General features: G+C 58.8%; 21 protein-coding genes. 2 read left to right on the plus strand and 19 right to left on the minus strand.

Annotation, left to right across the window (positions count from 1 at the left end):
• Nucleotides 1-2: 2 nt before the first annotated feature.
• On the minus strand, nt 3-926 hold the full coding sequence (locus tag ACZ9BC_RS18440) for a transporter substrate-binding domain-containing protein (protein WP_476247195.1): 924 nt from the start codon (nt 924-926) through the stop codon (nt 3-5).
• 99 nt (nt 927-1,025) lie between these two features.
• On the opposite strand from ACZ9BC_RS18440, the gene ACZ9BC_RS18445 reads away from it, so the two are divergent.
• A complete protein-coding gene (locus ACZ9BC_RS18445) occupies nt 1,026-1,790 on the plus strand; it encodes an N-acyl homoserine lactonase family protein (RefSeq protein WP_476247196.1) in 765 nt (254 codons plus the stop codon).
• A 480-nt stretch (nt 1,791-2,270) separates the two neighbouring features.
• Here the strand turns inward: ACZ9BC_RS18445 and ACZ9BC_RS18450 are convergent, their stop codons facing one another.
• The 15 genes from ACZ9BC_RS18450 to ACZ9BC_RS18520 form a co-directional block, all read right to left on the minus strand.
• Entirely contained in the window at nt 2,271-2,588 is a 318-nt protein-coding gene (locus tag ACZ9BC_RS18450) for a PaaX family transcriptional regulator C-terminal domain-containing protein (protein ID WP_476247197.1), read from the minus strand.
• Nucleotides 2,589-3,021: 433 nt separating this feature from the next.
• Nucleotides 3,022-3,744, minus strand: a complete 723-nt coding sequence (locus ACZ9BC_RS18455; protein ID WP_476247198.1) for an ABC transporter permease — start codon at nt 3,742-3,744, stop codon at nt 3,022-3,024.
• Nucleotides 3,745-3,800: 56 nt separating this feature from the next.
• Nucleotides 3,801-4,619 carry an ABC transporter permease gene (locus ACZ9BC_RS18460; RefSeq protein ID WP_476247199.1) on the minus strand — a complete coding sequence of 273 codons (819 nt, stop codon included), beginning with the start codon at nt 4,617-4,619 and terminating at the stop codon, nt 3,801-3,803.
• The gene (locus tag ACZ9BC_RS18465; protein WP_476247200.1) at nt 4,616-5,500 is read right to left on the minus strand and encodes an ABC transporter ATP-binding protein; all 885 of its coding nucleotides are present in this window, start codon (nt 5,498-5,500) and stop codon (nt 4,616-4,618) included. Before ACZ9BC_RS18465 ends, ACZ9BC_RS18460 begins: the two co-directional genes overlap by 4 nt.
• Nucleotides 5,497-6,591 carry an ABC transporter substrate-binding protein gene (locus ACZ9BC_RS18470; RefSeq protein WP_476247201.1) on the minus strand — a complete coding sequence of 365 codons (1,095 nt, stop codon included), beginning with the start codon at nt 6,589-6,591 and terminating at the stop codon, nt 5,497-5,499. Before ACZ9BC_RS18470 ends, ACZ9BC_RS18465 begins: the two co-directional genes overlap by 4 nt.
• A 641-nt stretch (nt 6,592-7,232) precedes the next feature.
• Nucleotides 7,233-8,615: an MmgE/PrpD family protein gene (locus ACZ9BC_RS18475; protein WP_476247202.1), complete on the minus strand. Its 1,383-nt coding sequence runs from the start codon at nt 8,613-8,615 to the stop codon at nt 7,233-7,235.
• Nucleotides 8,612-9,577, minus strand: a complete 966-nt coding sequence (locus tag ACZ9BC_RS18480) for an amidohydrolase family protein (RefSeq protein WP_476247203.1) — start codon at nt 9,575-9,577, stop codon at nt 8,612-8,614. The genes ACZ9BC_RS18475 and ACZ9BC_RS18480 overlap by 4 nt, the downstream gene beginning before the upstream one ends.
• Nucleotides 9,578-9,828: 251 nt before the next feature.
• On the minus strand, nt 9,829-10,812 hold the full coding sequence (locus ACZ9BC_RS18485; protein WP_476247204.1) for an SMP-30/gluconolactonase/LRE family protein: 984 nt from the start codon (nt 10,810-10,812) through the stop codon (nt 9,829-9,831).
• An 857-nt stretch (nt 10,813-11,669) separates the two neighbouring features.
• Complete coding sequence (locus tag ACZ9BC_RS18490; protein ID WP_476247205.1) at nt 11,670-12,335, minus strand: FUSC family protein; 666 nt, start codon at nt 12,333-12,335, stop codon at nt 11,670-11,672.
• A gap of 122 nt (nt 12,336-12,457) precedes the next feature.
• On the minus strand, nt 12,458-12,949 hold the full coding sequence (locus ACZ9BC_RS18495) for a hypothetical protein (RefSeq protein WP_476247206.1): 492 nt from the start codon (nt 12,947-12,949) through the stop codon (nt 12,458-12,460).
• A gap of 324 nt (nt 12,950-13,273) precedes the next feature.
• Nucleotides 13,274-14,215, minus strand: coding sequence for a 3-carboxyethylcatechol 2,3-dioxygenase (locus tag ACZ9BC_RS18500; protein ID WP_476247207.1), 942 nt, complete (start codon nt 14,213-14,215; stop codon nt 13,274-13,276).
• 85 nt (nt 14,216-14,300) lie between these two features.
• Complete coding sequence (locus ACZ9BC_RS18505; protein WP_476247208.1) at nt 14,301-15,254, minus strand: NAD(P)-dependent oxidoreductase; 954 nt, start codon at nt 15,252-15,254, stop codon at nt 14,301-14,303.
• Nucleotides 15,255-15,277: 23 nt separating this feature from the next.
• Nucleotides 15,278-16,627, minus strand: a complete 1,350-nt coding sequence (locus ACZ9BC_RS18510) for an MFS transporter (protein WP_476247209.1) — start codon at nt 16,625-16,627, stop codon at nt 15,278-15,280.
• Nucleotides 16,628-16,729: 102 nt separating this feature from the next.
• Nucleotides 16,730-17,626, minus strand: coding sequence for an alpha/beta fold hydrolase (locus tag ACZ9BC_RS18515; protein ID WP_476247210.1), 897 nt, complete (start codon nt 17,624-17,626; stop codon nt 16,730-16,732).
• The gene (locus ACZ9BC_RS18520; protein WP_476247211.1) at nt 17,623-19,476 is read right to left on the minus strand and encodes an FAD-dependent monooxygenase; all 1,854 of its coding nucleotides are present in this window, start codon (nt 19,474-19,476) and stop codon (nt 17,623-17,625) included. Before ACZ9BC_RS18520 ends, ACZ9BC_RS18515 begins: the two co-directional genes overlap by 4 nt.
• A gap of 436 nt (nt 19,477-19,912) precedes the next feature.
• On the opposite strand from ACZ9BC_RS18520, the gene ACZ9BC_RS18525 reads away from it, so the two are divergent.
• The gene (locus tag ACZ9BC_RS18525) at nt 19,913-20,863 is read left to right on the plus strand and encodes a LysR family transcriptional regulator (RefSeq protein WP_476247212.1); all 951 of its coding nucleotides are present in this window, start codon (nt 19,913-19,915) and stop codon (nt 20,861-20,863) included.
• A gap of 18 nt (nt 20,864-20,881) precedes the next feature.
• Here the strand turns inward: ACZ9BC_RS18525 and ACZ9BC_RS18530 are convergent, their stop codons facing one another.
• From ACZ9BC_RS18530 to ACZ9BC_RS18540, 3 genes are all read right to left on the minus strand, one after another.
• The gene (locus ACZ9BC_RS18530; protein ID WP_476247213.1) at nt 20,882-22,078 is read right to left on the minus strand and encodes a glycerate kinase; all 1,197 of its coding nucleotides are present in this window, start codon (nt 22,076-22,078) and stop codon (nt 20,882-20,884) included.
• Nucleotides 22,079-22,353: 275 nt separating this feature from the next.
• Nucleotides 22,354-23,451, minus strand: a complete 1,098-nt coding sequence (locus ACZ9BC_RS18535) for a tartrate dehydrogenase (RefSeq protein WP_476247214.1) — start codon at nt 23,449-23,451, stop codon at nt 22,354-22,356.
• Between the two features lie 1,182 nt (nt 23,452-24,633).
• Nucleotides 24,634-25,392 carry a hypothetical protein gene (locus tag ACZ9BC_RS18540; protein WP_476247215.1) on the minus strand — a complete coding sequence of 253 codons (759 nt, stop codon included), beginning with the start codon at nt 25,390-25,392 and terminating at the stop codon, nt 24,634-24,636.
• Nucleotides 25,393-25,583: the final 191 nt, after the last annotated feature.

Here is a 25,583-nt window from a genome sequence, read left to right on the forward strand (position 1 = left end):
GTTTAGCCCTTTTCAGCCGCTTGCGGTTCTCGCTTTGTTTCGGGGTTTATGGAGGGGGCATCGACTTTAACCCGGTCAAGCTTCCATTTGTCGACGACCGAATCGTAGGATCCGTTGGCGAAGATCCGCTCGAAGGCCTTGAGCATCACGCCACCCAGGCCAGAGTTGATCGGAGTGATCAGTGACTGATACTTGGTTGAGGAGCCCTGCTCGGCTCCCTGGATCACATAGTCATACTTGTCCGGCGTTGCGGTCATGGCGTCGACGGCGGACGTTTCGGGCATGGCAGCCACGTCCGCTTGACCGGAAGCCAGGGCCAGGATGGTGGCAGAGGTGTCTTTCAAGGGCATGGTTTCGGCCTTCGGCCGTCCTGTGCTTTCACACCATTGGTTGAGCTTTGCGACTTCACCTTCGATGATGTTCCCTACGCCGTGAGCGACTTTCTTCCCGCATACGTCCTGAATGCCACCGATTTTCTTGCCGTCAGCAGTGGGGAAAAGATAACTGACGTCATTCTTTAGCCAGGCAACCATGTCGTATTTGGCTTCGCGGTCGGCGGTCGCGGCGATGGGTCCGTTGTAGGCGTCGTAGCGCGCTGTATCCAGGCCAGTGAGGATAGCAGGAAGCGCTGCGGCCGGCTGAAAGCTGATCTTGACTCCGAGTTCCTTACCCAAGGCATCCCACAGATCCGGGTCAATTCCCGTCACTTTGCCGTCAGCCGCGACGTTCCTGTAGGGCGGGTGAGCGTCTGCAGCAACAATGAGTTCGCCGGCGTCCCTGATCTTTTGGGGCAACTCGTTGTAGAGCGTATCGGAGCCGGCCGACGGAGCCTGGGTGCTGCTCGGAGTGGCGCCTGACGCGCAGGAGGTCAGCAGCAGTGCAGAGGCGGCTACTGCGGCGGCAGAGAGATTCGTTCGAAATTTCACAGTACACGTCCTTGTGCGAGTTGAACTTACGACAGGCTAGAATACTAACATTACAGTGATGTGCGTTACAACCGAATGTGCATAGTGGAAGGGAGTTGCATGGAACTTCGGTGGAAAATTACGGCTGCGCGGGTTGGGGCGCTCCATGTTCCTCGGGCCGTGCTGTCAGAGGATGCCGATAACAGCCTCACGGTGGCGCCGATCATCATGTGGATCCTTCAATCAGAGGAAGGGATCGTCGTGTTCGACACAGGAACCCCTCCGCCGGGCAGCCCCGGCGTTCTTCGCCATGGGCTGGCCCTCGAGCGGGCGCCAAGGGAGTCACCTGAATCCGCCTTGGAGATTCTGGGTATCAATCCTTTGGACGTTCGCATCGTAGTCATTTCACACCTGCATTGGGACCACTCCTCGAACATCCCACTTTTCGCGGGTGCCCGCGTCATCATCCAGGAACGCGAATTACTCGCAGCCTTCCAGCCACCTGAAGGTCAACAGCGGGCTTACGATTCCCCCGCAATTGGTCTCGCACCATCCTGGGCCGATGCGACTCATCAATTCGAAGTGATCAACGGCGATCTCAAGTTGCTTCCCGGCCTCACGGTGCTGCATCTACCTGGCCATACTCCGGGGAGCCAGGGCATACTCGTGGACACCGTCGGTGGAAGTTTCATTCTTGCAGGCGATCTGGTTCCGGTGGCGTCCAATCTGGAATGCGACCCCCCGATCCTGCCTGGGGTGGTGTCGTCGCCTTCGGACGCCAGGTCTAGTCTCCGGCGCATCGCCAAACTTCCTGCAACAGTTCTTGGATCTCATGACCAGACCATTTTTGCTTCCGCTGCTAACGGCTTGGTCACAGTGGACTGAGTCTTATTGCCTGCGCAAGTCGCTAATTCATTAGGACTTCAGACCCGCTTGGACCTTACCTGCCAGAGAGCACACTTAGGACTAATTAAGTTTCGCTAAACGGTCACGGTCGGCCGCCGCACTTTCAGCAAGCTCGACACGGGCCGGTAACCTATCGTCCGCGATGGGATGAACTGGACTATGTGTTCCAAGGCTTCAGAGCCCATGCCTTTATCACGCATGAATATAGCGTTCCGCCCAGATCGTTTCAACATAAAGGGGGAAGGCCCGAGGCGATCGCCGTAGAGGTCATGTCTGTCTCTCAGGCCTCGTCATGACTATCCGCGCTGGAGGGTGTTGGGGAGGCCCTTCCATCTCCCTTACCTAAAACAATTTTGACCTCTTCGGCGAACTTGGTGACTTCACGAACGTTGAAAACCGATCGGCTTCAAGGGCTGCGTATTGTTTCGGGCCGCTTCCCAGGACGGAAGGCCATTGGTCTCATGGCCACGGCCGCGCTGCTCTCCGGTTCCCTTGAATCTTTGTCCATAGAGTTGAACGCTGGCGGATAAGGGACCAAGGCCCTTGGCCGGCAAGTTCATTGCGAGCAGTTCGGTGCTTGTCATGGAACGGAACTCGCCTGCACGATCTGCTGAGTATTCGGCTAGCTAGCAGACTGCGGAAGCGGTGGTTTGCAAGCTCAGCCAAGCCATCGTATACGTTTACGAATGCCTGCCGAGCCGTGGTGGGCGGCCAGTCTTCGGGAAGTAGTTCGGCTGGAAGCAGCGGGTCATGGTCAATGCAATTCAAGCAGCCCACTCCCGGCCAGCCGGCTGATGAGGGTTTCTGGCTCCAACTGTCGTCACATCAAATTCCTGCAAGAGCCTGAGCAGAAATACTGATGGGATAGACCGGTCCTGCCCTAAGAAGTAGGTCCCGATGAGGGTGATGAGCAAGTCTTCGGACCCAGAACCCCCCGCCAACGTTAGGATCTCCGGACCGCGACGGTCCAAGCAATAGTGGATCCAGAGTCGTTCATTGACCCGCGCACGTAATTCGAGTTCATCATTTTCCTCATCACCCGCCGTCCCACCCGTGTTGTTTCTCGCGCTGAACCAGCACAGCCATACTGGCCGGGCGTCGGGATTACCGCACTGCGTTAATCCCGACTCTTGCAGGCAGCGACATGTGCCTACCCTCGAGCCCAGGCGCGGCAAATCTTGGTGCCTCTGCCTGAGTTGCCTTGATGGCCTTACGCCTCCTGTGGCCTCCAACGCGAAAAATAGCGCTGAACGAATACAAGGAGCGCATCTACGGCTACGGCGAATACAACAGCGACGAGAATGGCCGCCCAGACGATATTCACATCGAAACTGTTCTGCCCCAAAATCATCAGATAGCCAAGACCTGAACTCGCCCCGGTGAATTCGGCCACGATAGCGGCCTGTACCGCGAATCCAAAGGTTATTCGGGCTGAGGTGCCCACCCAGAGGACAGCTGCTGGGAGGCGCACATCTTTGATGATGTCCCATCGGGTGGCACCTATGATGCGGGCATGGTTGTTTACGTCCGGATCGACATCTGCAACACCGGCTGCGGTGCTAATGACTATCACGAAGACGATGACAAAAGCGACGTAAAACATCCGTGAGCTGATTGAGTAGCCGAGGGCGACCGCGAAAAATGGATAAAAGACCAGACGCGGAAATCCCTGCCAAAAGGTTGTGAACGGGCTAATTACCTTACCAAACCACTCGACGGTGCCGGCGACCGTGCCGACCGTTACTCCGATAGCCAGAGCGATGAAGTATCCGACCAGGGTGACGAGCATCGTCGTCGCCGAGTGCGCCAGAATGGAACCATCATTAGCCCACGTGACGAGATTGGCCCATATTTTTAGCGGCGTTCCAACAACGAAGGCGTTGATGACTCCAGAGCTCGCAAGTATCTGCCAGCTCGAAATCAGCAAAATCACAAAGAGTACTTGCAGTAGTCCAATCGACAACCGCCGGGCTCGCGGATGCGCTGTGCTTAGAAAATGCGCCACTGTGAGAATCTCCGTTCGACCAGGGCTAGAGTCCGGTCCGCGAGAAGGGATAAGAGGGCCAAGGTGATGCCAGCGGCCAAGAGCATGTTGGGGTCGCCCACTATCGCACCTCCGCGCAAATAGGAGCCAAGGCCCTGCGCGCCGGCCAAGTACTCCGCCATCGCGGCACCAAGGATTGACCAAACTACTGCGAGCTTTAGGCTGGTCATCAGCCAGGCAGTGACGGCGGGAACGTAAACCGTTGTTGCCAACTGCAGCCGGCTGGCGCCGAGCACCCGTGCGTTTTCTCGAAAGACCGGGTCGATCGATGACAGCCCGTTAAAGATATTCAGGTAGACGATAAGGAAGATAATCGTCACTACGAAGACCACTGACGAAGCCGGACCAATACCGAACCACAGGATGAATAGCGGTGCGAGGGCAATACGCGGCAGAGCATTGCCGATTGAAAGAAACGGCGAAACAAAAGTTCGCATGAAAGCAAAGGGCCATGTCAGGACAACCGCGATGCACGCCGCCAGGCCTCCGACCAGGAAACCCAGTAGAGCGCTGGTCGTCGTACTCACGACATTCACCCAGAAGGCCGGATCAGCCCACCATTCGCCGAATCTTGCGACGACACCGGCAGGCGAACCGATAAGCGACTGCATTCCTGGCAGAGACGAAAGGTACTGCCAGCCAATCAGCAGACCAACCCAGATTGAAACTTGGCCTAAAAACACCAACCCTCGGGCTTTGGTTGGCCGCCGCGCAGTAGGAACATCAAGATCGTTTGTGGCGCTGAGAACCTCTTGAGTGGTCATGGTTGATGGCCAGGTGAGGAGTCGCCACCGGACCCAGCAAGGGCGACCTGCTCTCGAAGGTCCGACCAGAGCTGTTCGTGCATATGGGTGAACTCCGGTGCGAACCGAATTTCCATTAGATTCCGCGGACGGGGGATAGCAACTTCCCTGTCCGTGAGGAGCCTCCCTGGTCCAGCCGTTAGCGTGACAACGCGGTCAGAAAGGCCAATGGCTTCCTCAAGGTCATGCGTCACAAAGAGGACTGTCTGCTTCGACTCCTCCCAGAGCCCGAGCAGGTCGTTCTCCATGATGTTCCGGGTCTGAGCATCTAGGGCGCTGAATGGTTCATCCATGAGGAGGACTTTGGGCCTCAACACAAGCGAAGCTGCGACTGCGACACGCTTGCGCATCCCGCCCGACAGCTGGTGGGGGTATGAGTCGGCGAACTTGCTAAGGCCTACTCGCGCCAACCACTCCTGGCCCTCCTGATGGGCTTCACTCTTGCCAACGCCGCGATAACGCAAGCCCAAGGCTACATTTTGAACCGCAGTCTTCCATGGCAAGAGGGCGTCCCTTTGGAAGACAAAGCCCACATCCTTATTGAGCTTTCCACGGATGCCTGACTGTTCCCCAAAGACATAGGCCTCCCCACTGTGCGGGGGTCGCAGGCCAGCAATCATATAGAGAATTGTTGATTTTCCGCACCCCGATGGTCCCACAATTGATACAAACTCGCCGGAGGCCACCTTCAAGTTCACGCCGTCTACGACTACCCGCGGCACTCCTTTGGAAGTGAACGCCTGGGTGACATTCCGCAGTTCCACTGCTGGGGGTATGGGTGCCAGCTTCTCAGGTGTCGACAAGAGCGCGTCCGTTCGGTCTTGTGCTGCGGCGGAACTCACTTGTCAACTCCCGCCGGGACGGGCAGGCCAAGGGAGTTGAAAGCGGACAATACATAACGATTGTCGAACAGGTCCTGTGGCAACGTATAGCCGCTCGGCAGACCCGCAACGAGTTGAGCACCCGCCACGGTCTGTTCGAGCTCCTCTGTTGAGAACCCACCTGTTGCTCGGATCACACCTGACTTCGACATGTTCCACTGAAGGTCCCAAGTCTCTGATGCAGAGGCGACAAAGTCGGCGGGCATTGTTCCGAGCACATCTGCTGGCGACCCCGCATTCTTGAGCTTTTCCAAGTCGGAGACGAGCCCTGTAACAACGTCCTGAGTGAACTCGGGATACTTACTTGTGAAGGACGGCGTGGCGGCAAGGACTGCACTTAGTTGGTTAGCGACTGGCGATGCCACGTCGTCCTGAGGGTTGGCCACAAGATACCCAACCTTTGTCTTTATTGCCTTTGCAGCATTTGATGGGTTGGTCGCGGCTATATCCGCTCGATTGGATTCAAGCACTGCTTGCGTTTCGGATCCGCTGCCTAGTGGGACGTGCTCCATGTCCGACCACTTCAAGCCCGCCCCTTCGGCGGTGAGTTTGGCAGCGACCTCTGAAATCGAACCGATCCGGGTGAACGCCCACCGATCCTCCCCGAACTTTGAAACGTCGGTTCCTCGTCCCGCCTCGTGTGCGGTGGCCGCGATCACTTGCTGCGCGGGACCGTTGTACATATTCATCAAGGGTTCGATCTGCCCACCCTGAGCTGCGACGGACATAACTATTGACCCTGAAACTACAGCCGCGTCAATGGAACCACCCTGGAGGGCCGCCACCAGGTTGGTCCCATTCGGAATGACCTGGATAGACAGCTTGACGTTATCCTCCTTTAGCTGTTTGCCTAAGGCTCCGGACGGCCCGATGGCACTATAGAACCCGCTAAAAGCAACATCCGGAGCAACGACTCCCACGCGGAATTCCGCTGGCTTGGCGCCGTCAGACGATCCATCGGACGAAGCAGGCTCAGCTGAACAGCCCGATAGGGCAAGGACAGTTGCTGACGTAGTGACAAGCGCCAGAGATAGCACCTTGTTCAGTTTCACGATTTCTCCCTCCGTTCGCATCGTTGCGAACTGTGTGTTAATGATGTCAAAGTATGTGACGTGCGTCAAGGATTATGCGCATCAATGGTTCGCTCTGACCGACTCATGCGTAAATAATGAAGCCCCCTCGGTTGAAGAACGCGAGGAGTGACAGGGAGACCGCCGACCTAACGCGGAACCCATGGCCGCAACCGGGCGACCAACAGGGTTCTATTGCCCAAGATCGAGGAACGGATGGGTGCCTTTAATTGCCGGGCCAGCGCCCATAGGTCCCAAGCAAGGCTCCCGGCCCTGGGCAGCGCCACCCGGTGACTGCTGCGCTCCGTCCCATGTCTGCCCGACCAACAGAGACTCTGTCCGCCCATCGCATGCGTCGCAAAAAAAGGAGTAACGATCCTAAACCGGCTAATCGGATGCCACCCGGCCGAATCAATCAATGGGCAGCTCTGCTGGCCAGCACCGGTTGGCGGGTCGTCAGCGGGAACATCAGATGCCGCCGCTGAGCAGAATGCAAGGGGCCGTTGACGCACCACGAGCGTCCTTTGCCCACCGAGTAGCGAGCCGTCTTAGATGAGCATTAGGTGGCAGGGCAACCGCTTCTGCCCGCTACTTTAGAAGTCTGGGGCACGGGCTAATTACAGTCATAATGATCCCAAGAGTGTGCGGACTCCATCGAGGGAATCAATGGAAAGTAGCGACTTGGCTGTGGCTTGCCCTGCTCCAGGGTCTGAAGCGTTTCGTGATAGACCGAAACAGGCTACAAATTTGTCCACTAAGGCTTCGGTTGAAATGGGGGCAGAAGGGTGGCCTTTTGGCCTCTCAACCCGCCGACGGAGGGTTGACCCGTCGAGCAGGTGCACTTCGATGGTGCCTACGGACATGTCGCCGGCGGCGGCCATCCCGGGATCCGAGACAAATTCAACTCGTCGGGCCAGTCCCAATACTCTTTCGTCTGACAATCGAGAGGCTGAGAAGGAGGACAACTCGACGTCTCCATAAACGAGTGCAGTTGCCACAGTGAACATAAGGCTAAATTTGGCATCGATTGCTGTGGTGGGCGCTATTTTCGACTCACGCGGATTGGCGAGCATTTGGTTGGCAGGGGAGCCAATGAGGCGCACATGATCAATCTGATCCAAAGTGAGCTCATTGCGTAGAGAGATGGCCCCCTCAATAAAGGAATGCGTGCCCCTACAACTCGGCCAGGGCTTGAAGCTGACGCGTTTTCCGGCATATTCCGAGCCCAGACCATCAGTCAGGGCCCGAGGGTTGAAGGTGCCTCCCGCCATGGTGGCAAAGAATCCAGACTTCCCTTCCAGGGGAAAATCGAAGCCTCTGATGCCTGCTTCGGCGAGTTGAGCAGATCGAACAGCCGCCTGGGCGGGGAATGAGTCGCGGATTGCGCGTATGACTGACGCGGGATTGAACTTTATTTCGCCGCTGGCTGTCGCCTGCATTACTGCTAGCGACAGCGCGTCGATCGTTTGTCGGGGGCTCAAGTTCAGGAGATTTGCGCACCCAGCCGTGGCACCTATGGTTCCGAGGAGAGGCGGTGGGTACCAGCCTCGATTGTTGATCTCTGTTCCTGCCGCCAGTCCGAGGCGGCACGTAACATCGCATCCCACCGCAAGCGCCGCTATCAGGGCTTTGCCGGACGAGTTGAGGCGTTCAGCGAGGGCGAGAACAGCGGGGATGACCTGAGCGTTTGGGTGCACAGGTGCCTCATCGAAAGCATCCTCAAAGTCGACCGCATGCGCCATGGCCCCGTTGACTAACGCAGCATTTGCAACTGGGACACGTATGTTGAATCCGATGATCGTGCTGTCCTGACGTCCTTCCTCGGCAGCAATCAAAGCAGCGAATTCTTCAATTCCTTCCCCCATGCCGCTAGCCGCCAAGGTGACGCCGACCGCGTCCAGAAGGGAGCGCTTGGTAGCCTCAACCACGTCGGAAGGCAGATCTTCGAAGGTCGTCGTACTTATGAAGTCGGCCATGCGTTGGGAAATGGACAAATCGGTGGTCATCTTTTTTCTCCAATGTTTGCGGCGCTCACGGGATAAGAGGCTGAGGGCGGCGCACTTGCGGTCATTTGATAAATCCGTGTGGCATTGGCACGGAAAATGGCGTCCTGTTCCGCTAGAGAGAGCCCCGCTGAGAGGCTCTCGTAGGTCCGGTAGAGCTCGCTAAAGGACCCCCAGATACCATCGACCGGAAAGTTGCTGGCCAGGAGGGTTCGCTCGGCGCCAAACAGTTCGAAGGTCCGCTCGAACCAGGGCCGGAAGCCAGCAGGGTCAAAACTGTGAAGTGTCATGGCTAGCCCAGAAATTTTGCATGATACGTTCTCGCCACCGTCAGCAAGGGCTCGCATTCCTTGGGACCAGTCACGGAAGTGCATCGCGTCGTCGGCGACTAGTGGGCGTCCCGTATGCTCGATGACGATCTGCAAATCGGGAAACTTTTTTAGTTCCCGGGCGAAGGTCACCATCTCTGGTGGGGTTACGCACAGGTCATAAACGAGGTTGCGCTCAGACAGCATCTTCATCAAGCGTTTGCCGAACGTTGAGCCATAGTCAAACCGCTGGTGAAGCCGCAGGCCAACGAACTCGGGGTGTTTGACCTGAGCGTCGAGTTGCTGAACGATGTCTGACCAAGCCTGACTAATATCTAGGGTGCCGATTAGGACGGTAGGGCATTCGGCGTTGGATAAGAAAGATGCGAGATATTCCGTTTCCGCCATGCTGTGCATGCGGGCTGCAGCAGCGACGTGGACGTAACCGCGGAGCAGGAAAGGCTCCGACTCGGCCAATAATGTAGCCGGATCAAACTTCCTTACCATTTTCGAGAAATCACCGAATTCTGGAAATGAGTCCGGCTTGGCCCTATCGAGGAAAGGGTACCAAGCCAAGTTGGATGGATCCCAATGGTGGATATGAGCATCGACTATTTCCCGTCGGATGCGGACCACCTCAGGGCCGGGACCGAGCATTGCAAGACTCGCTTTCGTTGAAATTGGGGGCCGAAGATGCCTAGAAACAGCAAGAACCGGTCCTGCACCCACAGCAGGCGGGGTCGTAACCGGGCCGAGCGAGGGTATCCGCTCAGTAATTTTGGTGGGGGCAGGGGGTGACGTAGGTCCCCCCTGCCCAAAATCGGCCGTCCCTTCGAGATAGAAGCCATACCAGATGGGCAGGCGGCAGTGACGGGGCGCCCGGCTTCAAGGATGGCACGCTGGCCCCATTAGGCATTGAATGCGGTACGGGCACCCGGAACAACCCAAGGAAATTGTGCCAACTGCCCCATAGACGACAGAGTTACGTACGCAGTTGCCATATTATCGCCCCCAAAGCAGATGTTGGTGGTCAAAGGATCGGGCAGAGGGAAGAATTCCATACTTCTACCGTCCGGTGAGAAGCGCAGGATTCCACCTGGCTGTATTGCCGCCACGCAAATGAATCCTTCGCTGTCAACGGCCAAGGAATCAAGCTTTTGATCGAGTGGGGCCCTTCCAAGGCAGCGTCCAACAGGGCCCAGTAGGCCCTCTCCAGTCGCCAGGATCCCAGGCTCAATTACATCCAGGGCCCATAGTCGACCGGTGTCGGTCTCGGCAACGTAAACTGTCTGGCCATCGGGGGAGATGCCAACTCCGTTGGCATGGAAAAAGTTGCGGGAGATCTCCCTTATGAGCGAACCGTCTGCAGCGGCGTAGTACAGAAAGCTCTTGTCCCGGGTTTCTTCGGTACTCTTCCCCGAGTCCGTGAAGTAGAATCCTCCCCCGGCATCGAAGACGATGTCATTTGGGCTGGCTAGGCGGCGGCCATTGCATTCGCTATAGATCACAGTGACTGTACCCGTCGCGAGGTCGACTCGTTCGATTCGCCCACCCCCCTGGTACTTTGGCGGGGTATCGCCCTTTGGCATCGGACGGCCGTCAACCTCGGTCCAATCGAACCCTCCTCCATTGCAAACATAGAGCGCCCCGTCAGGACCAATGGCAGACCCATTCGGACCCCCGCCACAAGCCGCCAGCAGCTGAGAGTGTCCCGTGGCGTCGATGTGTCTGATCGTGCCGCTCTCCATTTCGCTCACAAGGAACGAACCGTCGTCTAATGCCACTGGGCCCTCCGGAAATCGAAGGCCTGAGGCAATTGTCGTCACCTTATTCACTAGGACGGGCTCGGGCAGAGGGTCCACGGCGTCAGGCGTTGAGGTAGCAAGCTTCATGGTCCAATTATTCGCAGACCACATAACGAACGTCAAGGGGTTTGCGATACAGATTAGTGTTCACTGGAGGAGATCCAAGTGACTGTCGCCGGGCTATCCTCCTGGCACTCAAGCCGTAACCAATTCGCACATATGGTCCAGACGAAGATCATGCTTACGAGTCTTCCGAAGGACTCGGTCACCTTTCGACCGGTGGAAATGCTGCGTCGTGGGTAGCTTCGGAGGGGTTTGTTTTGGGACCCCCTAAACGGTGCCCTTGCCAAGTAGCTCACCGGTTTGAACATGCTGTGTTCATACTTGGGTTTCGAAACACTCCTGGGCCACGTGGCACGCTTTTTGGAGCTGCCTTTTTGCCCATAAATATGCCGCGAATGGTGAGAACAGAAAATCGGCAACCAGGACAACGGATATGACTGTCAGCCACGATCGGTGGGGTTGTCAGCGATGGTCGAAAAGTGAGCCATTTCGCGGCCATCACAACGGCTCACTTTTCGACCATCACCGACAGGGGTCCTGACACAGACGCAAGGCACCTAAACGGCCGGAATGTTTTGCCTCTGACTAGGGACGCGTTGCGGTTACAGAGGGCAAGACTTAGGCTCGAGCCAGCTTGGTATTTCAGATGGGCCAGCTCGGTGACTGCTCGGAAAGGCATCCTAGGTAGGGCTCGGCATGCACACCCTTGTATCCCCACTGCGGGGTCAGGGGACTCAATAACATTCTGCACAGACGCCGTGCTCCTCCTAACGTCCGGTGTCGGCGAGGCTTGCCGGGCGACTGGCCGTGAGAGCCCAGATAGTTCTACACATTGCAAGAGGGCGCTGGCCGGTCATAGGGACTGACCCGCCTCTTCACGGTTACAGCTGTTTGTGGTTCGGGTTTAGTCGGGTTTTTTCTGCTCCATCAGCCGGATGTCTCACAGGATGGGTCAGCACTATCAATACGTTCACGACTGCTAGGCCCACGCAGGTTTCTAGAGCTCGATCTGCCAAAAGTGGTCCAAGGGGTTGCGGATTATTGAGGAACATCATGCCGATGGTGAGGGGCGTTAGAAAGAGCATCGCTAGACCGTAATTGCGCGCTACCATCAGCTCTGTTCCAGCCGTGAGGAGAGCGAGCACGACTATCAGCACGGCGACGTCCGGCGACGGGAGGAGGATCAACGCAGTGACTCCAAGACCAAGGAATGTCCCGACCAGTCGGTGAACGGCCCTTGTTAGTTGCCCGGCGGTAGTTGAGCCCGCAACGGGAACAATAGCAGAGACCATTGCCCAGTAGGGGTGTGCGAGGCCTCCTCCCAGGCTCAGCAGCCCGGCGGCGGCGGCGGCAATGGAGCAGACATAGGCGTGAACACTAATCACGGGCAACGGCAAACGCGGCAAAGTGACGGGGTCAGCGCGGTGAGGGCTGGAATGACCGCTCCGGCGCCCGCCAAGCCCGATGGCGCCACCTGCAAGGGTTACCAGCAAACTTATAGCTGCCGAGTCAAGGTCTGCTGTCGCTGATTGCGCTTGGGCATTCACAAAGCCGCGCGACTGGAGGCAACTCTGACCGTCCTGCCGGGCTCGTTCGACTAGATACTAACCTTATGTGCGCTGCTTCTGCTTCATTTAGAGAGTCAGCGCAGGGAGCTTGACGCGACCTATTACGTAGGCGGGAGGTCGAGGGCGACGTCGGTGATCATGTCTTCCTGGCCGCCGACGAGTTGGCGTTTGCCGACTTCGACGAGGATGTCGCGGGTGTCCAGTCCGTAGCGGGCGGAGGCGTGTTCTGCGTGGCGGAGGAAGCTGGAGTAGACACCGGCGTAGCCCAGGGTGAGGGTTTCGCGGTCGACCTGGACGGGGCGGTCGTGCAGTGGCCGGACGAGGTCTTCTGCCGCGTCCTGAAGTGCGAAGAGGTCCGCGCCGTGTTCCCAGCCGTGCAGGGTGGCGACGGCGACGAAGGGCTCTACGGGGGTGTTGCCGGCGCCTGCGCCGTGGCCTGCGAGGGAGGCGTCGACGCGGTAGGCGCCTTCTTCGACGGCGACGACGGAGTTGGCGACCGCGAGGGACAGGTTTTGGTGGGCGTGGATGCCGATCTCGGTTTCCGGGTTCAGGATGTCACGGTAGGCGCGGACGCGCTGCCGGACACCTTCCATGGTCAGGCTCCACCGGAGTCGGTGACGTAGACGCAGTGAGCACCGTAGGATTCCATGAGCTTGGCCTGCTGGGCCAGCTTTTCGGGTTCGGAGATGTGCACATCATGAGGAAATAGCGGGTTGCTGTGTCATTGAAACTGCACTCTGTCTTGAAGCAAACGCTGGGAGCGGGTTACGTCCTGCTGACGTAACCCGCTGTCAGGGGCAGAAGGGTATTCGCCACAATCCTCAGGCTCGGAAGCGTTGAATTAACCGTGATAGCTCCGCCTTCGTTGGCGATGTGTGGATCCCAGACGCCCGACGACGTAGGGGAGCAGGGAGGCTCTATTTCAGCACGGCAGTGGTGACGCCGAAGCCAGCGATGTACTCCTTGATTGGCTTGTAGAACTCGAAAGTCACCTCGTATTCGCCGCATGCTCGCAGCGCTGAGTAGGCTGCCACCCAAGTGCGCACCTCGTGGGAGGAGTGCCCAGCAACGGCGTCCATTTCGTTGGCGGTGTAGCCGTCGAAATCCTCGATCCGGCCTGACCTGCAGACATCCAGGAATTCCCGGTCCCAAGCGGGGTTGAGCTCCATGATGTCGGCTTCACCTTTGGCAAAAGCCTTTGCAGTAGCGATGGTGCGGGCTTGTCGGGCTGCCCGCGCCTCCGGGGTGGGGTTGCGCCCATCAGTAAGGAAACGCCGCTGTTCAGCTGTAGCGGTGGCGATTTGGGGGACAGGGGGGTCATGCGAGAGGCCGCCGGAACCGATGAATAGTACCTTTTTGTCGGTGTTCCTGAAGTAGTCACCAACAGCTGTGCCGAATTGGCGGACCCTGCGCATTTTTACGAAGGGGCGGGCCACTGAATTGACGAAGATCGGGATGACCGGTTTCGCCGCTGGGTCGCCGTTGTAGATGATTTCCATCGGCTGCACGGCTCCGTGGTCGACCTCCATTTGCCGGGAAATGGCAACATCAATGTCTTGATCAATGATGAACTGGGCGAGTTCTTCGGCAATCTCGCTGGGCACATCGAGGTTTCCACTGAATGAGTCGAAATCCCCGGTGCCTTTTGCCTGGTACCCAACGCAGAAGGGGGGCATGAGGTCGTAGAAAAATCCGTTGTAGTGGTCGGGCCCAAAATTGATCACCAAGTCCGGATCGAAATCCTGGACGAAAGCGCGGGCTTGGTCGAAAGCGGCCTCGACGCCAGCCTTCACATCGGCCGACGGATTGGCGTGCTCCAGCAGGGGGCTGTGCGACATGCAAAGCAGTGCCTGAGTCATGGTATTTGTCTTCTCCTTCGTGTTGCCTGGGATAAATCAATGGCCGGGGCCGGCGAAGCCCGTTGAGGGATGAGGGCGGGAGGCGTCAGTATCCTGCATTCGGGTCGATCCGTCCGTTGAGGGGCAGACCAAATGCGAACTGACGCACGTTTTCGCTGACTCTTTCGGCGTAGTGAGGACCCCTCATCTCCATCGTGTCTGCCGTGTGCGGTGTTATCAGTGCCCTCGGTTCGCACCAAAGCGGGTGCCCTTCCGGGAGGGGCTCAGGATCTGTGACGTCAAGGCCAGCGCCCAGAATCGCGCCCGCTTTGAGGACGAGCACAAGGGCATCCGTATCGACCAGTTCACCGCGGCTAACGTTCACCAGGATGGCGTTTGGCCTTAACAGCGCCAGTTCTGGCGCGCCGATCATTCCCCTAGATTCCTGCGTGAGTGCTGCGGCGAGGATTACGACGTCGGCGGTCCGAAGGGCGGAGTGCAGACCTGTGGCGTCGATTGTACGGTCGGCGGTGTCGACAGCTTTCGGGATTCGGCGAACGACGGTTACACGCGTCGAAAAGGAATTCATCAGCCGTATGATTTCCTGCGCAATCCCGCCCCCGCCGATCACCAGAACATCCGCACCATGCAGCGAGATTCCTGCTGCTGTGCCCCACGAGTTGGCGTATACCCTCCGTGGAAGATGCCGTAGTAGCGCGAGTGTAAGGGCCAGTGCGTGTTCAGCGACGGGTTTTGCGTAACATCCCTTTGCACTGGTCCAAACGATTTGAGGATTCTTGAGAATGAGGGGCAGGAAAGCCTCAACCCCCGCCCGTGCGAGTTGTACCCATTTGACGCCCGGCGCAGCGTGTAGCACTGTTTCGAGCTCATGGGGGTTCACGTCGAATCCGGCGATTACGCCGTCGGCCTGCGCTGGGTTGGTTATGACGAGTCCGCCGCCCGCGATGACGGCCTCAGCGATGATCCCTGGCCCGGAGACCAGCACCAGCTCCGGTTTGCGCTGGAGTGTCGTTGCCAGCGTGCCGGGGTCGACCCGCATCAGGTAGTCCTCCTGGCAGGATGTCATGGCAGGGGGGCGGTGATGTTTTCGTGTTTGGTTTCGGCATCACCGTGCGTCGTCTGGTCCGGTCCGTGGCTCAGCCCGGCGAGGTCGGACCTGCGAATTGCAAGGGCGGCGATGAGTGAGACGAGGCCCGTGGCTGCGATGTAGATACCGACGATGAGTGCCGACTCGTACCGCTGGATGAGGTAGGTGGCGAGGAAGGGTGCCGGCCCTCCACCAAGAATGGCACCCAGAGCGTACGCCATTGAGGCTCCTGAATAGCGGGCGCGCGTGGGGAAGAGGGACACGAACAGGGCGGACTGCGGGCCCATCGTCAGCCCCAGTCCGGTAATGAGCAAGCCCGCGGCGAGGTACATCAGCACGAGCTGGCCTGTGCTCACCAACAGCATGAAGGGAATTCCTGCCAGCACCTGGACTACAAACCCGGCGATGAACAGTTTCCGTGCCCCAATGCGGTCTGTCAGACTGCCGGCTATCAAAATCGTCACTACCCAGAAGAGGGAACCGATGGTCTGCATCAGCAGAACGTCTGAACGGTTCATACCGAGAGTGTTCGTTGCATAGGACAGGATGAAGGAGATGAACATGTATCCTGCCATGTTCGTTCCCAAGAACGTCAGGGCGCCGATTGCCAGCCTTCTCTTGTGGATCTTGAACACTTCGAGAATAGGAGCCGTGTCATTCTGTGTCTGGCCTTTCATCTCCGCGAAGGCGGGACTTTCGTCGATTTTGGCGCGGATGTAGTAGCCAATGGCAACCAGGATGATGCTTACGAAGAATGGGATGCGCCAGCCCCAAGCGAGGAACTGTTCTTCTGTTGTACCCAGTGCGATCAACAGGAAGCTTCCAGTGGCCAGGATCAGCCCGGCGGGCGTCCCGATTTGAACGGATGCACCCCAGAAGCCTCGTTTGTTTGCGGGAGCGTGTTCTACAGCCATGAGTGCCGCTCCTGCCCATTCACCGCCGGCGCTGAATCCTTGGAGGAAGCGCAGGATCACCAACGCCACCGGTGCCCAAAATCCGATCTGGGAGTAGGTCGGGAGCAGGCCAACGAGGAAGGTTGAGACACCCATCATTCCCAGCGTGAAGACAAGCATTTTTTTTCGGCCGAGAATGTCACCGAAGTGTCCGACGATAACGCTTCCGACTGGCCGCGCCAGGAAGGTCACGCCTATTGTCGCCATTGACGTCAGCAGAGCCGTCGCTGGGTCTAATGCACTGAAGAACTGGCTGCTGAAGACCAGGGCAGCAGCCGTGGCGTAGACAAACCAGTCGTACCATTCGATCGTTGTTCCGATCGCGCTTGCGGCGAATACTCGTTGCCGCTTCGCATAGGAAGTTTGGGACATGGGGGTTTTCCTTTCGGAAGAGTGTGTTTGCACGACCGGTGCAGTTCAGCGTTGGACTGCACCGGTTGTTGCAGATGGGTGCGCTTCGTTGCGCGGTGGTGTTTATCGGACTTCAGTTGTAGGGGTGGCGGGGTGCCCTCCAAGGAGGAAGTCCAAGTGGATACGGTTGAAGGTCTCAGTGTCTTCGTATTGGGGCCAGTGTCCGCAGTTGTCCATGACGGCCAGCCGTGCGCGGGGCATCAGAGAGGCAATGCGCCTGCCCTCGTCGACAGGACCTGACGGGTCCTTGGTGGTCCAGAGGACCAGGGCTTCGGCTTTGATGGAGCGCAGATCGTCGTCGCTGAACAGGTTTCGCGCGCGGGTTTCGGGATCCTGCAGTGCCATGTTCATTTCGCAGGCCATAAGCCAGTCGGGCTGCTCGAATATCGCTTGGCGGGTACGAATAAGGTCGTCTGTGACCATGGAGGGGTCTGCCATCAGCCATTCCAGTCGCGTCTGGACGCGTTCCCAGCTTGGGTCCTTGGCTGCCTCCATTGACAGCGTGTAGAGCCGCTCCATGACGACCGGATTTGCCATGGTGCCGCCCATGGTGTTGAGCACAATGCGCTCGACTTTCTCGGGGTGGAGCTGCGCGAAGCGAGCGGTGACCCAGCCGCCTAAGGATTCTCCGGTGAAATAGGCTTTGTCGTAATTGAGCGCCTTCATCACTTCGAGCACGTGATCGATATAGTGCTGGATCTCCAGCGGGTGGTCAGGCTTGCTGGAGTATCCGTGGCCGATGAAGTCGATCGCATAGCAGTTGAAGTGCTCAGCGTGGGCCGCAAGGTTCCGGGCGTATGCCTCGGCATGACCGGTGATGCCGTGCAGCATGAGCAGCAGCGGCTTGTCGTCAGAGCCGGCGTGCAGGTATCGGGTTCGGTAGGGACCTGCTTGCAGGAATCCCTGGCTGAACTCTGTTTGGGCCAGGTCACTCCAAACGGAGCTATAAGAGGTGGTCACGAAGGTACTCCATTCAGCTGTGTTGCGTCGAGGAAGATGGGCTGCAGTTTCGGCGTCGAGTCCTCTGATGCCTTTCGTGCCTTGGGCGGCAGCGAGCCTGCAGAGTTGTCAAGGACGTTGTCCAGGGCGCTGGCTAGCAAAGTCTGCGCTTCAGCACTGTCGTAGACGTCGGCGTTGTGGCGCCAGGCGATATAGCCATCGGGACGGACCAGCAGTGCTCCCGCCTCTTCGATTTCCCGCATTCGTGCCCAATCGCCGTAGAGGTCCTGTGCTCCCTGGTCACCTATGGTGACGAGGCTGAGGAAGGGCAGGTCGAGGGAGTCAACGGCGGTCTTCCAGGCAGTGCCGGATAGGCCGGTGACGAGACTGAAGCGGCCATGCCCTACGACGTCGAGGGTTGACTTTCGGTGGCCATCTTCACGTGTGAGCCACACGTGGGGAAGCTTGGCCCCCGGGCGGGTAGTGGCCTGAAGGTGCAGTTGCGGGTCTCGTTCCCAGAGTTCTTCGGACTCTGCCTGGCTGGGGTCCGGCAGAACGGCGTTCGATTCATAACGCTGGTTGAGTTCGACCCCTTGGGCGTTGAACTCAAAGTTCTTTAGGTCCAAGGCTTTTACGAGTGCGGCGCGTGCAGCGGCGCCCTCGGAGGTAGGGGCGGTGAGCCTGGCTACTCCGGCGGCAACAGGGTCGGGCCCCTCAGCTGCGAAGGCTGCCCGAAGGGGGGCGTAGTCGAAGCGGGACTGATTAGCACGTGCCACAATCTGCTCTCCGACGGGCGCCCGTTCCGTGGTGTAACTATCCAGAAGGCGCGCCCCTGCCCAGCCTTGGATGACGTAGGCCAACTTCCATGCAAGGTTGAAAGAGTCCTGGACACAGGTGTTCGACCCGAGGCCGGAGGACGGTGGGTGACGGTGGACGGCGTCACCAGCGCAGTAGACCCGTCCACGGCCGTAAGTGGTTGCCCGCGCCTGATTGACGTACCACGGTGACACCCACTCAATTTCAGCCTCGAGATCCGGGACGCCGACCATGGTTCGAATCTGCTCAAGGGCGCGGTCGTGGTCAAGGTCGGGGGCGCCCGCGCTCATGTCGAACCCCCACCCGGCCATCCACTGGTCCCAAGGTCGAACGGCACGAAGAACGCCCAGCCCCATCTCGCCGTATCCAAGAGCCGGTTGCAGGACGTAGTGAAGAACGGCCGGCCTGTGTGCGACAAGGTGGCTCAGATCGGCATTGAACCGCGCGTAGATTTGGCCGGCACGTGCGTGCTCTCCAACGATTTCAAGCCCTATTTCCTGGGCGATCTTTGACTTGGCGCCGTCAGCGCCAATGAGGTACTTCGCCCGGCGGGTCCACTCATGCCCGCTAAGGGAGTCCCGCAGTCGAACAGTGACGCCCTCATCGTCTTCCTCATGACCGCAGTATTCGGTATTGAACGAAAACTGCGCGCCGCGTGCGGCAGCCGCTTCTACGAGAATCGACTCAACCTCCGGTTGTCCCAGGTCGACGATGGGACACGGGCTCCCCGATAGGTAGTCGGAGCGGCGGGAATCTGCGGTTCCCCAAGTGCGCAGTCGAGCGACTTCTGTACCGGTCAGGCCTGTACTGAACGTCGTATCTCCAATGAGCTCCCAAGGGGTGGCTCGTTCAAGCATCTGGTCCTCGACTGCGAGGTCCCGAAAAACCTCGTTAGCGCGCTGGTTGATGACGTGCGCGCGCGGGGTGTTGGCCACCCAGTTCCAACGGTTGATCACGTGTACCCGCACGCCGTAAGTGGCAAGTGCCAGGGCTGCAGTACTTCCCGTTGGGCCTGTTCCTACGACGATGACGTCGGTGTCTGTCTTGTCGTTCATTACGCTCCAAAAATGAATTCTGACCTGTTCCTGTCAGTACGGATATAACAAGTGAAGCCGGTCACAGCCTTCGCCGTCCAAGACCGTTTTCCGATGCGGGCGATAGGATACCCCTATCAGTGCAGGCGCACTGGGCCATGGCAGCCTGAGCGTAGGGTGAAACCGGAATGCTGGGAGCAGACTGTTTAGACTTTCGATAGGAAAGAGTAATGGGTCAGGTCGGCACCCCTGGTGAGCGAACCAAGCGGGAAACGTAAGGGGTCATCGCGCAGCCGGGACGTTTAGCACCGGGTAGGACGACAACAGCGACCCGCCACAGACGGTGCCTTCTGCTCAGGTCCTGACCTACAAGGAACAGCCGACCGCCGCGCTCCATTTCGTGAAAGTGCTGGAAGCCCTGCAATTTCAACAAGTACATCACGTACATCACGCAGGAATGAGGGTAGACAGTATGGACGTCAGACAGCTGAAATACTTCCTGGCTGTTGTGGATCACAAGGGGTTCACGAAGGCCGCGGATCAGTTGCTTATAGCCCAGCCTTCACTTTCAGAGACGATCAAGGGGCTCGAGCGTGAGTTAGGTGTTTCACTTTTCCACAGGATTGGCCGTGGAGTGGTCCTCAGCGAGGCTGGCCAGGAACTGGTCGGACCGGCGCGAGTGGTGCTAAGGAATCTTGAGGCGGCACGATCGGCCGTGGGCGACCTGAGAGGTGTCCGAACCGGCCGGTTGGACGTGGTGGCCATGCCGTCCCCGGCAGTTGAGCCACTCACGTCCATGATTGCCAGATTTGCGCAGGCGCACCCGTCCGTGACTATCAGTGTCGAGGCTGCCTTCACGCCTGAGGCGGTTGCTGACGGAGTGCGCAATGGGGCTGCCGAAATTGGAATTCTGGGTGCAGGCCGTCCATTCCGGTCAGCCGAAGTCGATGTCATGCACCTTGAGCAGCAACCCCTGGTACTGATAATCAACCCTCAGGCAGACACATTCGGGGCAGATCGTCAGGTCGTGGCGCGGGAGGACCTTGACGGGCACCGCGTCGTGGTCTCGAAGCGGGGGTCGCTGATGCGGTGGCTCGTAGATGACATTCTCGCCGGGGGAGTACGCGCGGAGGTCGTTGTGGAGGTGGCACATCGAACATCTGTCCTGCCGCTAGTCCTGGCTGGCGTTGGTCATGCAATTATGCCCACCTCGTGGACGCCGACGGCTCGACAGCTCGGTTTGCGCGTTGTTGGCATCGAGCCCCCGTCCGTGCTGCATGTAGCCCTCCTCAGCCGACAGGCCGATCTGACCCCGGCGGCTCTCGCATTCCTTGCAGTCGCCGCCGAGTACGCATCAGACCGTCACCAGGGCCCAGTTGAATTCGACGGTGGTAGGCCCACCACGTAAAGCCCCCCGCCACGGCTTTCACCCTTCGGCGTATCGGACTCCAGCCTGGACGTGATCACTTTGGACGCTTACATACTCTCCGATATCCTGTCCGATCTGCCTCAGGAGTTCCGCTGACAGCTTTGGGTCCTTTGACGGGTCCTGCCATGTGTACTCGGCCAGTTGGTAAACCCCAGTAACTGGAAGGTCGGCCCACCGCTCCTTTGCGAGCCGGGAGCGCCCAACGACGGCGACCACTGGCCGCACACCCGAGCGGCGGGCAACCACGGCCGGTAGTTTCCCACACAGGGTCTGCTCATCGAGGCTTCCCTCGCCCGTAATAACAAGATCGCAGCCCTCGACTCGGGCATCGAAATCGAGCAAATCAAGAAAGAATTCCGCCCCTGATACCTGTTGGGCCCCAAGCAGCAGACAGGCGTAACCAACACCCCCGGCGCTGCCGGCACCCTCGCGCGACGCCAGCTCGGCGGCTTCGGTGAACCCTGCACTGGGGAGAAGAGAGACTAAGTGCGCCAACCCGGCGTCGAGCGCGGCGACTTGCTCAGGTGAGGCGCCCTTCTGGGGCCCAAAGACTGCAGCTGCACCATCGGGACCCAGCAATGAGATGGTCACATCACTGGCAAAAGTTAGCTCCACGCCCTGCAGAGCGGGTAAATACTCGCGCCGGATGGATGCGATACGTGCCAAGTTCGCTCCACTGCCGCGCAAACTCGTGCCCTGCGCATCTAAAAACGTGAAGCCCAGCGCTGCCAGCATCCCCATGCCCCCGTCCGTGCTCGCGCTGCCGCCCAAGGCAAGTACTATTTTGGCCGGATGCAGACCCAAGGCGAATCGCAGTGCTTCACCGAAGCCTTGGCTGGACGCCTCCATGGGCTGGAACGTCTCATCCGTCAAACGTCCCAACCCGCATGTGTTTGCAACCTCCACCACTGCGGTGGTGCCGTCGAACGCGAGGCTAGAAGTGCCCAGCTGGCTTGTCGGGCCGGCCGCTGTGAATGTGTGGCGTGTGAAGCCTGCCCAGACGGCGGCATCCACGCTGCCGTCGCCTCCATCGGCCAGGGGAAGTATCTCGCATTGGACAGGCGTCACCGACACGGTGGAACGAATTCCGTTTGCCAGGGCGTCGGCGACCTCCGTAGCAGTGAGGCTGCCCTTAAATTTATCCGGGGCAATAAGAATCCGCGCGATCTTGGGAGATTCAGTGATGTTGTACATATCAGAAGGCCTCGAGTAGGCCGCCGCCGAGTCGGAGGGCGGGGATGGGGTTTGAGGGAGGTTAGCTCAAGTGCACTGGCGGGCGGACGTCCGACTTAGTCATTAACGGAGCGGTGCGTTATCCAACTCTCTACTTATCCTCTGGGTTCAGTAAAAGCACCAAGAGGATAAGTACCTGGACCATTCGCTCGCCTACAGCCGTTTCGGCCGAAACCTGGGAAAGGGCACCTACTAAGAATGTACTGTCGTACCCAGTCCCAGGCTTAACGAGGTCTTCAGAGAGTGGCAAAGGAGTGGCTAAGCGCCTTGATGATCGCCTCGGTCACGTCGTCGGTCGTCGCTTCGCCGCCGACGTCGCGGGTTAGGTAACCCGAGCCGGTCGCCGCCTCGACCGCGGCCTCAACCCGGCGGGCTTCCTCATGCAGGCCGAAGTGGTCCAGCATCAGGGCGGCGGAGGCGATGGCGCCGATCGGGTTGCTGATGCCCTGGCCGGCGATGTCCGGGGCGGAGCCATGCACCGGCTCGAACATGGACGGGAAGCGGCGCTCCGGGTTCAGGTTGGCGCTGGCGGCCAGGCCCAGGCTGCCGGCAAGCGCCGAACCGAGGTCCGAGAGGATGTCGGCGTTCAGGTTGGAGGCCACCACGACGGACAGGTCCTCGGGCTTGAGGATGAACTTGGCGCTCATGGCGTCGACGAGGACGCTTTCGGTCTGCACGTCCGGGTAGTCCAGGGCCACGCGGTTGAAGACTTCGTCCCAGAGGACCATGCCGTACTGCTGGGCGTTGGACTTGGTGACGGAGGAAACCTTCTTCACGGTTCGGGTTCGGGCCAGGTCGAAGGCGAATCGCATGATCCTCTCGCAGCCCTTTTCGGTGAACAGCGCGGTCTGCAGGGCGACCTCGTTGCCGGGGCCGCGGCCGCTCAGGTTCCGTCCACCCAGGCCGGCGTACTCGCCTTCGCTGTTTTCGCGGACCACTACCCAGTCGAGCTCGGTGTTGTCAGCCTTGCGGAGCGGGGACTGAATCCCGGGGAGGAACTTCACGGGGCGGATGTTGGCCCACTGGTCGAAGTTCTGGGTGATGTTCAGGCGCAGGCCCCAGAGGCTGATGTGGTCCGGGACGTTTTCCCAGCCGACGGCTCCGAAGTAGATGGCATCAAAGTCCTTCAGGGCTTCCAGGCCCTTGGGGTCCATCATCTGCCCGGTCTTCTCGTAGTAGCCGCAACCCCAGGGGAACTCGGTCCAGTCGAAGGCGAACTTGCCGTTAGAGTTCGCGGCAAGGGCGTCCAGGACGCGGCGTCCTGCGGAAACAACCTCTTTGCCCACGCCGTCGGCGGGGATAGAGGCGATGTGGAAATTCTGGGTAGCCGTCATGTGGCTTGTCTCCTGTCAGTGTTACTTTCGCGCAAGCGCATTGGAGCGCCGCACTGTTGTTCCTTCACAAGTAGACGATCGACGACCTTTCTGCGTCCAAGACGGAATTCCGATGCGGTTCATAGGCAGTGCCTACCGAAAAGACAACGGAAGACCGCCTCCGCGAAACGCTGTAACAGCGGTTGCCCGCGTCATGACCGTTACGGCGAGGATGGCTGCGCAGTACCGGAAGACTTACGGGGATGGCCTAAACGCCTAGGCCGTGTCCCAAGGTACGAGGGAGATATTGACGTCGTCTTGGGCGATCGGTCGCAGGGATGGGCGACATAACCGGCTTCCGTGGGGCCTTTTGACCTGCTTTCCTTCCTTGGACATTTCCGTGTACCTGGCGCTGGCCGAGCAGTTCTGACAACCGGAGTCCGGGGAGAAACGCCGAGAACATTGACAAGAAACAGCCCCTTTTTCAGGCACTCCCCCGCCTGTTTTGAAGAGCCGATAATGAAGATTTCGTCAACCTGGCTGAGCTCGACAAACTCGTAGCGGTGACCCTGTTGCATCCGCTGTTGGGGCCAATTCGGGCGATCCACGGCAGACTAATTTGGGAGCCGTAAGGGTAGCTCCCCTAACAGCAGTAGCGGTGGATAAGCCATGGAAATTTTCCCGCTTGTGGACGCTGGAACTGGGATCGCGGTCGACCGCAAATCAAGTCCCGCACTTCTGATGACCCCACCCTATGCGCCACCTGTCAGCTTGAGGTGCGGTCCAATCTAAGTCCGCAGCGGACCGTCCACGATCCGCAGAAGTGGCTGAACATCCCAAACCTCATGATCTCGAAGTCCTGCCGCCCGTCTGCCCGCACGCGCCGGTGTCCAGAACCAGGCTGGCAGACGGATGCCTGGACGGTCATTCCAGTCCGGTGGTGCCGTGCCGGTGAGCGCCTGAATCAGGACGGTTACTGCTGTGGGGAGCGTGCGTGCCATAGATTGGGCGAGCTGGGTCCTCCAGTTCAGGTCGGCATTGGTGATTGGTGCTGGTGCACGGGCTGACGCCGGGTGCCCCCGCACCGCCGATTCTGGTGGGACGGCGACTCCGAGGTTCCCCTAAACGAGTTCCAGAGCCATGGTGAAGCTGACGAGTTCGGTATCGATGGCCGCGTCGCGCAGTAGCCAAAGGTTGCGGAGGCTAGGGCGACATAGTAGGCGGGTAGTCCGTGCCGCTATCCCATAGGCGATCGATCTGCTCCTTAAAGTGCTTGAACCACTCCTTGTCATCTCTGTCCAGAAGGAAGATCGGCGCCCGTTCGGATTTCCCTTTAAACTCGTACATCTGGACCATGATCAACGCGTCCGGCAAGTCGACGTCCATGGCATTGATTCCGATATGTGGCACGAAGTCAATAGTGCGGATTTTGACGGCGCCTTTGCCTGCTTCCAACTCTTGGGCGAGCCGCAGCGCATTCTCGATGTCGGCCTTGATGCCCTGGGCATCCTTGGTGGGATGAGTCTCGGCAATTATCCCTAACAGACGCTCATTACTGGGGTTTGGTAAGAGTATTTGAACTGAACCGCGGTGTTCCAGGATGCGCGTGAGGTGTTCGTGCATGTTCGTTATCGTGCGTCGCATCGTTGCAACCGTGTAGAAGTAGCTGTGTGAGACGTTGGATTGAGCATCCAAATATCTTTGCGGGAACTTGGACGAAAAGAGGTCTGTCCTTTCCCGTTTCCACGTTTTAACCTCGTCCACGACATCTGCACGATTTCTGAATTGGGATACCGCGAGCAAGCCAAGCAGTGCAACGATGATGGGGATTAGTTCCTCGTATCGCTTGCTCGTCAAGCCTGCGAACGTGAAATAAGCGGCAGCCACGATCAGGGCCCAGAAATCGATGCGCTTGAGGAATTTTTTAAGTCCTTGTAGTGCCCAAATGCGAACTGCCCTCAACGCGATACCCTCATCCTGAGTTCCTGCTCCAAGCGACTAAGGAGCCCCTTCTTCTGCTCATAGCTGAGTGCGGGACGCTCGTATGTACTCGGCCGGATTTCATCCGATGCGTACATTGTGGCCCGTTCCGACACCGGGGGAGATGTGAGCAATAGAGTCGCAACGAATGACCTTTCCCCTATGTGCGTTTC

Source organism: Pseudarthrobacter sp. TE3704 (assembly GCF_056279405.1).

Bases quoted from the DNA above. Each gene is read 5' to 3' on its own strand.
- ACZ9BC_RS18495 (WP_476247206.1), bottom strand. From the start codon at position 12,949: ATGGAAGGTGTCCGGCAGCGCGTCCGCGCCTACCGTGACATCCTGAAC.
- ACZ9BC_RS18445 (WP_476247196.1), top strand. From the start codon at position 1,026: ATGGAACTTCGGTGGAAAATTACGGCTGCGCGGGTTGGGGCGCTCCAT.
- ACZ9BC_RS18475 (WP_476247202.1), bottom strand. From the start codon at position 8,615: ATGACCACCGATTTGTCCATTTCCCAACGCATGGCCGACTTCATAAGT.
- ACZ9BC_RS18535 (WP_476247214.1), bottom strand. From the start codon at position 23,451: ATGACGGCTACCCAGAATTTCCACATCGCCTCTATCCCCGCCGACGGC.
- ACZ9BC_RS18530 (WP_476247213.1), bottom strand. From the start codon at position 22,078: ATGTACAACATCACTGAATCTCCCAAGATCGCGCGGATTCTTATTGCC.
- ACZ9BC_RS18510 (WP_476247209.1), bottom strand. From the start codon at position 16,627: ATGTCCCAAACTTCCTATGCGAAGCGGCAACGAGTATTCGCCGCAAGC.
- ACZ9BC_RS18460 (WP_476247199.1), bottom strand. From the start codon at position 4,619: ATGACCACTCAAGAGGTTCTCAGCGCCACAAACGATCTTGATGTTCCT.
- ACZ9BC_RS18525 (WP_476247212.1), top strand. From the start codon at position 19,913: ATGAGGGTAGACAGTATGGACGTCAGACAGCTGAAATACTTCCTGGCT.
- ACZ9BC_RS18480 (WP_476247203.1), bottom strand. From the start codon at position 9,577: ATGCTCGGTCCCGGCCCTGAGGTGGTCCGCATCCGACGGGAAATAGTC.
- ACZ9BC_RS18485 (WP_476247204.1), bottom strand. From the start codon at position 10,812: ATGAAGCTTGCTACCTCAACGCCTGACGCCGTGGACCCTCTGCCCGAG.
- ACZ9BC_RS18520 (WP_476247211.1), bottom strand. From the start codon at position 19,476: ATGAACGACAAGACAGACACCGACGTCATCGTCGTAGGAACAGGCCCA.
- ACZ9BC_RS18500 (WP_476247207.1), bottom strand. From the start codon at position 14,215: ATGACTCAGGCACTGCTTTGCATGTCGCACAGCCCCCTGCTGGAGCAC.
- ACZ9BC_RS18505 (WP_476247208.1), bottom strand. From the start codon at position 15,254: ATGCGGGTCGACCCCGGCACGCTGGCAACGACACTCCAGCGCAAACCG.